This is a genomic window from Cyanobacterium sp. IPPAS B-1200 (genome assembly GCF_001747005.2).
GTDB lineage: Bacteria > Cyanobacteriota > Cyanobacteriia > Cyanobacteriales > Cyanobacteriaceae > Cyanobacterium.
Window position 1 is genome coordinate 1,461,449 of record NZ_CP182899.1, and the last position, 13,457, is coordinate 1,474,905.

12 protein-coding genes are annotated in these 13,457 nt (G+C 37.3%); 6 read left to right on the plus strand and 6 right to left on the minus strand.

From position 1 onward, the window contains the following. Positions 1 to 217 precede the first annotated feature (217 nt). Positions 218 to 2,368 carry a ComEC/Rec2 family competence protein gene (locus A5482_RS06740; protein ID WP_069790188.1) on the plus strand — a complete coding sequence of 717 codons (2,151 nt, stop codon included), beginning with the start codon at positions 218 to 220 and terminating at the stop codon, positions 2,366 to 2,368. Here A5482_RS06740 and A5482_RS06745 read toward each other — a convergent pair. The 4 genes from A5482_RS06745 to A5482_RS06760 all read right to left on the minus strand — a co-directional run bounded on the left by A5482_RS06745 (position 2,365) and on the right by A5482_RS06760 (position 6,968). After that, entirely contained in the window at positions 2,365 to 3,867 is a 1,503-nt protein-coding gene (locus tag A5482_RS06745) for a Ycf66 family protein (RefSeq protein WP_069790189.1), read from the minus strand. The genes A5482_RS06740 and A5482_RS06745 overlap by 4 nt on opposite strands. Before the next feature lie 61 nt (positions 3,868 to 3,928). Then, positions 3,929 to 4,966, minus strand: coding sequence for a bifunctional heptose 7-phosphate kinase/heptose 1-phosphate adenyltransferase (locus A5482_RS06750; protein WP_069790190.1), 1,038 nt, complete (start codon positions 4,964 to 4,966; stop codon positions 3,929 to 3,931). A gap of 19 nt (positions 4,967 to 4,985) precedes the next feature. Next, the gene (locus A5482_RS06755; RefSeq protein WP_069790191.1) at positions 4,986 to 5,357 is read right to left on the minus strand and encodes a PilZ domain-containing protein; all 372 of its coding nucleotides are present in this window, start codon (positions 5,355 to 5,357) and stop codon (positions 4,986 to 4,988) included. A gap of 84 nt (positions 5,358 to 5,441) precedes the next feature. Next, the gene (locus tag A5482_RS06760) at positions 5,442 to 6,968 is read right to left on the minus strand and encodes an energy transducer TonB (RefSeq protein WP_069790192.1); all 1,527 of its coding nucleotides are present in this window, start codon (positions 6,966 to 6,968) and stop codon (positions 5,442 to 5,444) included. 188 nt (positions 6,969 to 7,156) lie between these two features. On the opposite strand from A5482_RS06760, the gene A5482_RS06765 reads away from it, so the two are divergent. Both A5482_RS06765 and A5482_RS06770 read left to right on the plus strand, forming a co-directional pair. Next, the gene (locus A5482_RS06765; protein WP_069790193.1) at positions 7,157 to 8,041 is read left to right on the plus strand and encodes an AEC family transporter; all 885 of its coding nucleotides are present in this window, start codon (positions 7,157 to 7,159) and stop codon (positions 8,039 to 8,041) included. 60 nt (positions 8,042 to 8,101) lie between these two features. Further along, the gene (locus tag A5482_RS06770; RefSeq protein ID WP_069790194.1) at positions 8,102 to 8,287 is read left to right on the plus strand and encodes a DUF3285 domain-containing protein; all 186 of its coding nucleotides are present in this window, start codon (positions 8,102 to 8,104) and stop codon (positions 8,285 to 8,287) included. On the opposite strand, the gene A5482_RS06775 is transcribed toward A5482_RS06770, so the two are convergent. Beyond that, on the minus strand, positions 8,288 to 8,719 hold the full coding sequence (locus tag A5482_RS06775) for a YidH family protein (RefSeq protein WP_069790195.1): 432 nt from the start codon (positions 8,717 to 8,719) through the stop codon (positions 8,288 to 8,290). Between the two features lie 8 nt (positions 8,720 to 8,727). Beyond that, positions 8,728 to 9,570: a mechanosensitive ion channel family protein gene (locus tag A5482_RS06780; RefSeq protein WP_069790196.1), complete on the minus strand. Its 843-nt coding sequence runs from the start codon at positions 9,568 to 9,570 to the stop codon at positions 8,728 to 8,730. Between the two features lie 204 nt (positions 9,571 to 9,774). Here A5482_RS06780 and A5482_RS06785 point away from each other — a divergent pair, with 204 nt between their 5' ends. The 3 genes from A5482_RS06785 (at position 9,775) to A5482_RS06795 (ending at position 13,386) form a co-directional block, all read left to right on the plus strand. Then, positions 9,775 to 10,860, plus strand: a complete 1,086-nt coding sequence (locus A5482_RS06785; protein ID WP_069790207.1) for a linear amide C-N hydrolase — start codon at positions 9,775 to 9,777, stop codon at positions 10,858 to 10,860. A gap of 245 nt (positions 10,861 to 11,105) precedes the next feature. Then, positions 11,106 to 11,744, plus strand: coding sequence for a DUF3038 domain-containing protein (locus A5482_RS06790; protein WP_069790197.1), 639 nt, complete (start codon positions 11,106 to 11,108; stop codon positions 11,742 to 11,744). Positions 11,745 to 11,748: 4 nt separating this feature from the next. Further along, complete coding sequence (locus tag A5482_RS06795) at positions 11,749 to 13,386, plus strand: SpoIID/LytB domain-containing protein (RefSeq protein ID WP_069790198.1); 1,638 nt, start codon at positions 11,749 to 11,751, stop codon at positions 13,384 to 13,386. Positions 13,387 to 13,457: the final 71 nt, after the last annotated feature.

A 13,457-nucleotide genomic window follows, 5' to 3' on the forward strand; every position in this document is an offset into this window, starting at 1 on the left:
TAATTCAAAATACGGCTTTGTAAGGGCTGTAGTACGAAATATAATCTAGTTATGCTCAAAATTGGAATATAAAAATACTATCATCATTCCCTATTTCCCTCATAAATGAGAAATCATATCTAAAATCAGCAATGCCCAAAATATAATAAGAAGATTGACTTTCTAGGAAATAGTCTAAAATTATGTCAATTAGTAGATAGCATCTTGGCTGAAGACAATGCCGAATAGAGATAGTTCTAAAATATATTTGCTTATCATATCCTATGTGATCGGCTTATTCTTAACAGGGTTAAGCATCTTTGAAAATAATGAGATATTACTGATATTAGGAGTTATTGTTGTCAGTGTAACTCTCGCTTTTATTATTCCCTTAAAATGGCATTTTGCCCCAAAAAAGATATGGTGGTTAATAGCAGGTTTAACTATTGTCAGTGGTTACTATTACTATCAATGGCGCTTACCGACTCCCTCAAATATTGATATAAGTCATCAACTCAACCAGATAGAAAACAACTTTGATAACACTTTACAAGTCAAAGGAAAAATTATTACCCCCCTACAAGTAAATCGTAACCAAAGGGCAAGATTTACCCTTGAAGCTAAGGAATTTGAAGGAAAAAAGGTAAACGGTAAACTATATGTAACAGCGCCCTTATTAGAAACCATTGATTTATTTCCCTCCATGGAAGTAACTTTAACAGGGAGATTGTATCAACCACCCATGGCAAGTCAACCAGGGGGTTTTGATTTTGCTAGTTTTTTATCACGACAAGGAATTTGGGCTGGTTTTACTGCAGAAAAAGTTGAGTTAAATCAATTTGGTAACGTTTATCAACAGTCAGTATATTGGTTGAGAAAAAGAGTTATTCAAACCCATGTACGATATCTTAATATTCCCCGTGGTACTCTGGTTAGTGCCATGGTAATTGGTAGTCGGGGGGTTGATTTATCTTTCGAGATTCAAGATTCTTTTCGGGATGCTGGATTAGCCCATATTTTGGCGGCTTCTGGTTTCCATGTGTCTCTTTTATTGGGCTTTGTTTTGTGGCTAACAAAAAAACTTTCTTCTGGGTGGCGTTTAAGTCTTGGGATAATTAGTCTTTTGTTTTACCTGACTCTTACGGGATTTTATCCTTCGGTATTGAGGGCTAGTTTTATGGGGTTGGGGGTATTGATTGCCCTTTTGGATGATAATCGTCGGGTGAATATTTTTGCTAGTTTATTTTTAACGGGATTTATTTTACTGTTAATCAATCCTCTGTGGATTTGGGATTTAGGTTTTCAGCTTAGTTTTTTGGCTACTTTTGGCTTAATTGTTACTCTTCCTGCTATTGTCTCCCGCTTAGATTTTTTACCGATTAATGTTGCGGGGTTAATTGCGGTGCCTTTGTCGGCTACTATTTGGATTTTACCTTTACAGGGTTATATTTTTAATCGTCTTCCTCTTTACAGTATTTTGACGAATATTATTGTTTCTCCGTTGGTGTTAATTGTCAGTTTGGGGGGCATCATAACTGGTTTTATCGGTTTATTTTTTCCTATTATAGCAAGTGCGATCACCCTTATTTTATATCCTTTCATTTGGTTGATGATTGAGATTGTAAAAATTAGTAATAATTTACCGTTTTCATCCTTAGCGATGGGTAACATATCCCTAATAACCATACTAATTGCCTATTCCATTTATATCGCCATTTACTTTAATAAAAGACTACAAAAAAGATGGAGAGAATTAAGCATCTTTATAGTTTGTTTAATGATTATTCCCATTGCTTACCAAAAAATAAACTTAACTCAAATTACGATGATGAGGAGTAATCAACAGGCAATTATAGTTATAGAGAATAACCTTCGTAACTATGTTATTAATCTACCAGAAAAAAATAACATTAACTATGCTCTTACTAACTTTCTTAACCATCAAGGAATAAATAACATTGACTTAATTCTAGTCAAAGCAAATAACGAAAACAACTTATCTCTCAATTACCTCAACCGAAAAACTAACATAAAAAACATTTATCAAAATCAAAATAACCCTATTAACTTACACCCTATTTCCAATGACTTAAATATTATCACATGGGAAATAGCAGAAAAAAAATGGATGCTAGTAAATGCAGACAAAAGCATTAACTTAGATACATCTAGTATAGGTAAAATTGATAACTTAATATGGTCTGGAAATAACCTATCAATATCAGACATTGAACAACTAAACCCATCTATTGCCATTAACTATAACTATTTTAATCAACAAGAAGTATTAGAAACCAAAAATATCAAAACCTATTCCCTCAACCAAATAGGCACAATTCAATGGCAACCAGAGAAAGGCTTTTTACCATACCAAGAAATTTTATACTAATCTTTCTTATCAAACTCCTCCAAGATGTCATCAATGTTTTCACCCTTATCAGCCGAAGAATCATCCTCTTGTTTTTTTTCCTCCTCATCATCCAAAAAATCCCAGTTATCAGACTCCACAACATTCTCGGAGTTTAATTTATTCGTTACATCATCAAAAGAATTAATAGTATCTTCTGAGGGTATTTCCGCTGGATTCTTATCTATGAAACTACTATCTTCTTCCATCACTTCTGAAACCAGAGAATTTTCCTCACCAGTATCTTTAGAAACATCAGAAATATCCTCACTATCCATATCTTGATTAAAAGAGATATTCTCTTCTTCATTAAAGCTGTCATCCTCTAATAAAGTTTCATCATCCGCAGATGCTTCTAACAAATCGTTTTGTGCTTCATCCGTAGAGGTTTTTTCTAAAACAGTTTCATCATCAGAGGAAGTTTCTAAGTCATCTATATAATTATCATCTTCTAACACAGTCTCATCATCCGCCGAGGCTTCTAAATCGGTGATGTCATCATTATCAGAAACAGTTTGTTCATCAGGGGAAAATTCTGCTAAAGTTTCCTCATCAATGGGTAAATCAGAGGTGTTTTCTTCTGCGTCTTGAGAGGCTTGTTTATTTTCTTCTTCTTCCTCATCAAAAAATCCATCTTTATTATTCTCATCTTCGGGATTATCAATAAAATTATCTCCTATGTCATCTTCTTCTTTACTGATACTTTCTTCTTGTTTAATTGATTTCTTTTTCCTACTAAAAATACTAAAGATTCCACCGAGGAAACTTTTTTTCTGGGGTAATTCTGTTGATTTTTCTTCCTCATCTACCATTGAAGAATTTTCTTGTTTATCCTCTTTTTGGTTTATCATCAAAGAATCTTCTTCTTTACTCACCATCAAAGATTCATCTTCTTGTGGATAAGGTTGAGCATTTTCTTCCAACTCTTGGGCTAAATCATTAGTTACTACCTCTTGTGGAGTGTCTAAATTGTTTTCCTCCGTTTCCTTGACAGTTTCAGAGGTGGTTATTTCTGAAAACTGAGTAATTTCTTCTTCCTCAACTTTTTCTAGGGCTTCTTTTATTTCTGGGGTAATTTCGGGGAAATTTTCTTCCTCAGATGGTGCAGTTTTTTCCTCTTTTACCTGTTGAGAAATAACTTCTTTTTTCTTTTTAGGTTTAGAAAATTTACCTAAAGTATTTAAAACAAAACTTAGTATCGAAAAACCTTCTAAAGTATTTTTTTCCTCAGCTATCCATGCCTTGCGTAAACTTATATTTTCCCACATAAAGGCGATCGCAACGGTTACAATAGCCAATTGAGATAGTAAAATAGCCCCACTCACTCTTCCTGCGCAAACCCATAAAGTCAAACCATAAAATAACCCTAACCCACTCCAGAGAAAATCATCTCGACGGTGAATTTTGGGACGAATAAAAGCGCTTAAATATAAATTTAAACTGGCAATGACAATAATAATTGCGAGAAAGTAGCTTAACATCACGAGTTTCCCTTATGGCTATGCTGTGCTGTACCATTTTATTATAATGGAAGGAGTAACGCTAGTTTTCCTCTAAATATATATTAAGAGCTTCCTTCATTTCCTCAATAGAAGTAGTTGCCGTGCCAAATACCCTTACCACAATACTAGCAGCCAAATTGCCCAAAACCGCTGCCTCCCAAGGAGTCGCCCCACTACATAAAGCCAAAGAAAGTGCCGCCACCACTGTATCTCCTGCCCCCGTCACATCAAAAACATCGGTACGATTAAAAGCAGGAATATGCTCTACTTGTAATAGATTATCTTGGTAAGAAAACAAACTCATTCCCTCCTCACCCCTAGTAATCAAAATATATTTAGCCTGAGTTTTAGCCAATAAATCCTTTCCTGCCGACAACACACTAGCATCATCACTGATAGCATAACCCACCGCCAATTCAGCCTCGGGTAAATTAGGAGTAAAAAGCGTTGCCCCCGAAAACCGTTGTAAATCCTTTTGAGTATCCACCACCACCAAATGATGATTTAAAGAAGACTTAATAATAGGTTGAGTAAATACCCCATCACCATAATCCGAACAAACTACCCCATCCACATGATACAATTGACCATCAATATAATCCGATAATTCTGACTGTAACTCCTCAGAAGGTAAAGTATCAGACTTTCTATCAACCCTAACGATTTGTTGAGTAACAGACTGCCTCGCATGACCAGCAATGCGAGTTTTTGTCACCGTAGGGCGACTATAATCTTTTATGATGCCCCTCGTGTCAATATTTGCTGATTCAAAAATTTTTAAGAGGGCATCCCCCTGAATGTCATCCCCCACATATCCAGCCACTCGAATATTAGCCCCTAGTTTAGCCAAATTATAAACAGCATTGGCACCGCCCCCAGGAATTTGATTAGTGTCTTCATGACGTAATATTAAGACAGGGGCTTCCCTCGAAAGTCGCTCAACTTCTCCTGTCAAAAACTCATCGAGGGTTAAATCTCCTATCACCAGTAAATTAAGGTTTTTAAAACTATCTAAAACTTCATTTAATCGATATTTTTTTTGTCTTAATTTAAGGATAAATTCCTGCTCATCAATCATGATAAATAAACGGGGTAAATTAAATTAATTCGAGAGAAAATTCATATTTTTCTTTCGCTCTTTTGTCACAAAAAGCCACTAACTGTGCCAGGGCTTCTGGTTGTTTTGTGTCAACAATTTTAGCACCAATTTGATCATATTCATCATTGGTAGATTTACGCCACATTTTCTCCACGGTAATGGGGACATTAGACAACTGAGTATCAGAATCAAAATGATAATTAAGAATTAAATCAAAGGTGGATGAAGGGTTAAACGATTTTTCCACAATCAAATGGATACCATCCTTAGTAATGTCGAGGGTAAAACCCACAAAATGCCCGTCATTATCTAATGCCTTACATACAGCCAAAACCCGACGGCTACTTCTTTTATTATTTATTTCCGCCATAAAAAAAATACCTTTTTTATTAGTTTTATTATGATACTATTTTATCTTTTTTTACATTGTTATAACCTTCTTTTTTAATGAAAATTAATCTATAAATTCTAATTCTAAATCTTTGTTTTCTGGAGTAATAGGTTCGCTTCCCAGGGAATTAGCACCATTTTCTATATCTAACTCCTCATCGTTAGAGTTTTGTTGAGACTGATTTTCCGAGCTATTATTACTATTCTGAGATTGAGTATTAGAAAGAATATCTCTCACCGATTCGGGAGTTTTAGGAGGATTAGCTGGAGGATTAATATTAAGTTGGGCTGGAGTTACCCCTGAAGAATTTATTTCTGGGGCATTGTTTCTCGCCCTTGGGGGGTTATTATCCACCGGATTTTGACTGTTATTGGCGGGGGTGTTAGTGGGAGGATTAACGGTGGGAGTTTGATTGTTATTAGGCGAGTTATTAACTGGACTTGGGGAATTATTATTGGTAGTAGAAGCACTAGATGCACATACCTCATTAGTGGGCTTAAATTCCACATAAACATGGAAAGGTTTGTTTGCCCCTGTGCCATTTTCAAAACTTCTTGCTTTAATTTGTTCAAGGGCTTGACTATTAAGTAAAGGATAACCCGAACTTTTAATAAGTTGAGTATTAATTACACCTCCCTGACTATTAACACTGACTCCATAGGTTGCTATTCCTTCAATGTTGTTAGCACAAGCCTCTGAGGGATAAATACCTGTGATAGTAATTTCTTGGGGAGTAGGATTTTCTACATCTTGAAGCCAAGCGATGTAATTTTTTCTCGCTTCTTCATCACTAACATTTTCATCCCTTGGGGCTATTCTGGGGGTTAAATTTTCCGTTTGGGTATTATTATTGGGATTATTAGAGACAATATTAACTAAAGGCTCATCATTTTCATTAGTTTCATTTCTCGCGATAGAAGAGTTGCGATTATTAAAAACATCTCGAGGATTGGCAATATCTTGCTCATCTCTACCCTGAAAAATAGCACGGCGAATTTCCGCTTCTTCTTCAGGAGATTTTGGCACTATATCAATAACTCTTCCTTCTAAGTTGTCAAAATTATTATTGGTAATAGGGGTATCGTTGAAACTAGGGGGCGCTGGAATATTAGCGTTAAAACTGAGGGGAGGGGGCGCTGGTAAATTTATGGGTGCTGGAATGTCAATAATATTACCGCCATAGTTAGAGTTAAATCCCCCTGAAATAGGTGGTAAAGGTGGGGGAGCAGGTAAAGAAGAAAAGGAGTTGTCATAGGAGGAAAATGGTAAACCATCAAAATTGGGCATAGGAATGCTATCAATGCCATTTTCTGTGCCGTTGGGAAGGTTCAAATTATTGAAATTAGCAAACCTTTGGGGGCTAGAAAAATTAGGTAGTCTTGTTTGTTCAAGGGCATTTAATTCAATTACGTTAGTTTCCCCCGATATGTCAGCGTTTTCTGACTGAGAATTTAAGTTTAGTTCTGGTAAAATAAGACCAAAGAATGCTCCATGAAATGCAATGGATGCCAGTAATGACCAGTTAATTTTTTGTAATGGTTTCTTAAATTTACCGAGGGAGGATGCCTTACGATTTGCGGTGACTACCATATTATGTAAGCCTAAAAATTTAACTGTAATATTCCTTCAGTATTTTAACAAGTTTATTGGCAACTGGTGAATGGTTACTTTTCGGATAAATAAGATTAAGTTTAAAAGCATTGCTTCAGAATAGTTAAATGACTTTTCTGGAGTGATACGAGGCTAGTATATATTGTATTATCCTCGTAAAAAGTTTTATGAATGTAATTTTGTCGGCGGTTTTACCTGTCGGGTTAATAATTATTATTGGTTACATTGCAGGGCAAAAGCTAAATTTAGATCAATCTAGTCTTTGTCAGTTGAGTATTTATATTCTTGCCCCTGCTATTGTGGCAGATAGCCTCTATCGTAATACGGTTTCGGGAAGAAGTGTCGTACTCATTATCTTAAGTTATGGGCTAATTTCTCTAGTTATTTATGGTGTAATTTGGTTATTTGCATTCATTCTCAAGGTTGATAAGGATAACCGACAAAGTATTTTTGCAGTGATTCTTTGCCCGAATAATGGCAATATGGGCTTACCGATAACTACTTTTGCATTAGGAGATGAGGGTTTAGATAGAGCTATTATTTATATGATTGGTTCTAGTATTTTTTTATTTGGAATGCTTCCTGCTATTTTGAGTAACAGAGGAATCAAAAAGGGAATTATTTTAACTTTAAGACTTCCTTTGATTTGGGCGATGGTTTTTGGGGCTATGCTCAATATTAGTGGGGTTGAGTTGCCGTTTAATTTAGGCAGAAGTATGGAGTTATTGGGAATTTCGGCAATTCCTATTGCTTTGATTATTTTGGGAATGCAGTTGGCACAAAGCAAATTTATTTTGACGCTGGGGGAGTGTTTATTGGCTTTGGCTAAGTTAATTGTCGCCCCTTTGATAGCGGTGGGAGTAGGCAGAATGACGGGATTGGAGGGGATAGATTTACAGGTGTTGGTATTACAAACGGCTATGCCTACGGCGGTTAATACTCTTGTGATGGTGAAGGAGTTTGGGGGGAATGGGACTATTGTAGCTCAAACTATTATCATTTCTACGGTAATGAGTTTTATTACTTTACCTGTGGTGATTTGGTTAATATAATGGCTTTTGAATTTGTTAAGCTAGGACAGGAATATTAAATTAATTTTTAGATAAATAATTATGACTAATTCTCGTCCTGAGTCTGTGGACACGAAGCCTGAAAATAATGTAGAGGAAAAACCTAGTTATGTAAAATTAGCCATGCGTAATATGGTTAATAAGGGGGGACTTTCGTTAAAGCATTTCTTTTTAACTACTGTTGGTTTATTGGCTTTTTTGGTAGGAGTTTCTTATTTAACTAGATAGTTAGTCATCGAGATAATTTTGTGGTGACGGAGGATTGTAAATAGGTAAAGGATTGCGTCTAATCATCACCGCCAAACTCAGAAAACCGACAATAACCACCAGAAGGGCTGTCATAAACACCATAAAACGATTAGGTTGATACTCAGCCCTTTCAATTTGCCAAAAAGCTCGATTATAGTTATGAAGGGCAACTCCAATGACTAATATTCCTAAAACCACTAGGACAACACCTAAATTTTCCGAGTTGAGTAAGCCATTTTGACTAAGTCTTTCCCTTGTTAAAGATATTTCTAACTGTTTAAGGAAAATACCAAAACGGGTGAGGGCAAAACCAAAACCGATAAGAGCAATGGAAGTACGCAACCATGCCAAGAAGGTGCGTTCGTTGGCTTGATGTTCTCTTTGGCGGTCTATTTTTGGTAATTTAGACATGGGAAAAATTAACCATCCGAAAGTCTTTTTAGATAAGCAACATTATGACGGGCTAAGGCTTTTTTTGCCCGACGAATTAAATCTGTTTGATAGGGAAACTCATCCCTTGCATCCATGGGATAACAACGTAGTTTAAATTTTGTTCCCCATTCTTCCTCTTTCATCAACACAGCAATAGGTAATTTTAATTGAGTATATTTACTGCTATAGGCCGCCTGATAAAGAATATTAATAATCATTTCATCATCCGCATCATGCTCAAAGAAAAACTCTGTGGCAACTTGAGCTTCTAAATTACCGCCATTGGAGTTTGAGATAGCTTCTGTCCATGCTTTATTATGGGGTATGGTGACAGTATTATCATCGGGGGTTTGAATTTGAATACCCCGTAAGCCATAGCTGACAACCTCTCCATAGTGATCGCCTATCTGAACGCGATCGCCCACACGATAAGGACTTTCAAATAAGGCAACCACCCCAGCAATAATAGAACTAATATAATCTTTAAAAGCAAAACCCACGGCTACGGCGATACTACCAGTCAACGCTAACAAATTAGATTCAGATAGATTAAAAAATAACCTTACCAAATAAGTAATAGTGCTAATTAAAATTAATCCCTTCCAAAAAGGTAAAGATTGCTTTGTTAATAAGCGATAACGGCGAGGTACTCTTTCCGCAATCCAATTAGTAATTTTTTGGATGAAAAAAACAGCCCCATAGGCAAGAAATAAGGCTAAAAGAGCATAAAGTACTTTCTCAAGAGTAAAATCTGTCGCCAACTTCTGCGAGACATCTTCTGCCATGTCTGCCTGAGCAAAAACCAAATATTTTCCTATTTCCTTACCCATAAATTTATGCTTTTATATCTAAATTATCTAAACTTATTATTCCTACTAATGATAGCCCCTACTATTAAAATTAATTACGAAGAAAAAAAGAAACTACGGGAGCATCATCAGAATGTAACAAATAATTATAAATATATAACCAAAAAGTTGAATTTAAATATCATCGTAAAAGATTAAACTATTCATAAAATGGGAAAAATCTTGATGTTTTTATCATCGTTTACCAACCTTATCAATAATTCCGACTTCGTCAAAACGATCGCACTTTCAGCCATGATGGTTAATTTGCTTCAACTCCCTGTCTTAGGCTGTACCAGAGCAGTATATCTTGGAAACGAAAATCTAGTCATCACTGGTCGTACCATGGATTGGCTAACCCAGATGGACAGCAACCTGTGGGCATTTCCCAAGGGCATAGAAAGAAGTGGACTAGCGGGAGAAAAATCCATGGCTTGGACATCAAAATATGGTAGCGTGGGGGTTAGTGTTTGGGATATTGGCATCGCCGATGGCATGAATGAAATGGGGTTAGTGGCTAATATGCTTTATCTCACTGAAACAGAATTTCCCACCCCCAGTGCGGATGATTCTCGTAAAGCAATATCATTATCCCTATGGGTACAGTATATGCTCGACAACTTCGCCACCGTAGAAGAAGCAGTGGCGGCCATGGAGAAAGACGAATTTTATGTTATTCCCATGAAATCCCCAGACGGAAAAGAAGGAACAGTTCACCTGTCTGTCTCTGATGCCACAGGGGATTCCGCCATTTTTGAATACATTGATGGGAAGTTGCAAATTCACCATAGCCGAGACTATCAAGTGATGACCAACTCGCCCCCCTTTGAGCAACAAATGGCATTGAATGGTTATTGGCAGAATATTGGTGGTACAACCATGTTACCCGGTACTAATCGAGCGAGCGATCGCTTTGTAAGAGCTTCTTTTTATATTAATGCGGTTCCTAAAACCGCCGATGCGGTGCAAGGAATTGCCAATGTTTTCTCTGTAATGCGTAATACTTCTGTTCCCCTAGGTATTGCAACCCCCGAGCGACCAGAAATTTCCTCAACTATTTGGCGTACCGTGGCAGATCAAAAAAATCGACGCTATTTCTTTGAGTCAACTCGTCAGCCCAATGTTTTTTGGGTTGACATGGCTAACTTAGACTTATCAGCGGGGAGTCCAAGCCGAAAATTAACCCTCACCGACGGTACAATTTTTTCTGGGGATACTTCAGAACTATTTGAAACCACCGAAACAATGCAGTTTCTTCCAGCATCGGATTAGATTTTAGACAGCAACTCTACATAAATGTAATATATTTTCTGCCACTCAAATCAGAGACTATTTTTTAGATATAAAGGATAAACTTAATTTGGGTGGTAGATAAGGGATTGAAACAAGAACATATACTTAAAGAAAGATAATTAGACCTTGTGATAGTATAAGAATCAGATCAAAAAGGAAACTTTTTTCAATCCAGTACATCAAAAGTATTAATATTGATTAGTAATTTTACCAACAATTTCCAGATGACCCAGTCTGTACCCTTAACTCCTAATCCGAATAATGATTCTAGTGGAGGTAATCCACTTCCCGTGATTCTCGACACATTACCAGATATTTCCTCTCCCCCCACCAGAGGAATGTTAAGAGTACAACAACAATTAGATCTGTTACTATTGGCGATCGAAGCTTTGAGATTAGGAGCATCAGAAGAAATGTTGGCAACTTCTCACCATTTGGGACTTCAGGGCATTATCAATAACCGAGTTGATTTGTGGCGCTTACGTTGTACGAACCCTTGGCGCAAATGTTATAACCGAGAAATATTAAGCCCCGAACAATTAAAAACATTAATTCTTTTGACCCACACTTGTGCAAAACAGTTGCTTGTGCCAATGACTCAGTTACTATTGGCAGTACAGCAGATGAGGGATAAGGATATACCCTTAGAGAACAATTTTCGATTATCAGAATATTTCACCCGTTTTAAGTCTCACTTTATTTCGAGGATGAACCCCAAAAGAGCTAAAGTTTCTGTATATTTAGCATCTCCCCAAGAGTTGAATCAGTTAGCCCTTTCTTTGTTAGAGGAACTTTTGTTTTACAGCGGTACAAGGGGAATGGAAAGATTATGGGTTCGTTTATTCGATGGAGAGGTAGATTAAAATCATGGGGTATAAATCGTTAACGTCCTTGGTGTGCCGTAATCTCTTGGCTAACCCATGGTCTATTCTTTTCTCCTCTATGCTCGTTTTTGGGGTTAATATCCCTTATTCTGTGGCTCAAGGGGTAGAGTTGAGGGTTGGTGTGGTACAAAGATTTGGGGAAGAAGGAGATGATAAGTTAATTATCAGTAGTACGGAGGGGGATAGTCTTAACCTCAGATTTCGTGAGCGGGGAGAGGATGGTAATAACCCTGTGCGTAATCTTGCCACAAATCAAGTTACTTTGACCATTGCCCCCAAAGCCCTGGTAGAACGAAAAATTCAGGAAACCGTTATTTTGGGAGATCATGCTACCTTTGAAACAGCGGAGGATGATGCTAACCGTTGGCGAAATTTGGGCATTGAGGTGGAAATTACTCAGCCAGGACGCTGGCAGGTATGGGCAAAGAGGGATGTTTACAATACTCCTTTACTCAGAAGGTTGTTGTTAAATAGCATTAAAGCCTCGGATATGGAGGGGGTTTATATTGAAACGGAGGTTTTATTAGAAATTCCTGAAGTGGCTTTTTCTGTGGGGGACAATAGCTATACCGTTGATTACCTTGATATTTTGACCAATAAAAATTTGGTGAGGGTAAGGGAAGGAAATGATGGCCCTGTGCGTTTGTATGGTGGTCGTTTAAATATCCAACCCAATGCCTACGGTAACTATACCCTTGTGAATCGGGTTGATATAGAAACTTATTTACGGGGGGTTGTACCCCATGAAATTGGGGCTAATGCACCCCAAGCGGCTGCGGAAGCACAAACGATTATTGCCCGTACCTATGCCCTGCGTAATACCCGTCGCTTTGAGGCTGATAATTATGAAATGTGTGCTACAACCCATTGTCAGGTATATTACGGATTAGGACAAACTTCTAATCTGTCGGATCGGGCGATCGCCTCTACCCGTGGTTTAGTATTAACCTATGATGATGAGTTGGTGGATGCTCTCTATTTTTCCACCTCTGGGGGCATCACATCAGCCTTTAGCGACACTTGGAATGGGGAAGATAGATCTTACCTTCAACCAGTGATCGATGCCCCTACCCCCATTTGGAATTTAGAACAAAATCCCCTCAGCGTTGAGGCAAACTTTAGACGTTTTATCTCCCTTGATAGGGGGTTTAACGAGGTGGGGCGCCGTCTATTTCGCTGGAATCGTCCCCGCGCCCTTGATGATCTTAACAACGATTTACGTAAGTATTTGGAGCGAATCCGTCATCCCTTGGCAGAATTTACAACCATCAAAAAAATGGAAGTTACTCAACGCTCCATATCAGGTAGAATCTTGGTCATGGAAGTGGAAACGGATTTAGGTATGGTAAAACTAGAAAAAAATGAGGTAAGAAGCGCTTTTGAGCCTCCTGTGAGTACCTTATTTTACCTTGAGCCAATATATACAAATGGTAATCAATTAGATGGTTATCGTTTTGTGGGAGGTGGTTTTGGTCATGGGGTGGGTTTAAGTCAATTTGGTAGTTATAGTCTGGCTAGTCGTGGTTATTCTGCCCAACAAATCCTCGAATTTTATTATCCAGAAGCAACAATTCAGCCCCTTAATACTTCCATTGTTTGGTGGCAAGGGGCAAATAATTGATAGTTGATAATTGATAATTGATAATAAATAACCCAAAATTGACAATTCTTTTAAATTACTGAGGTTCATTG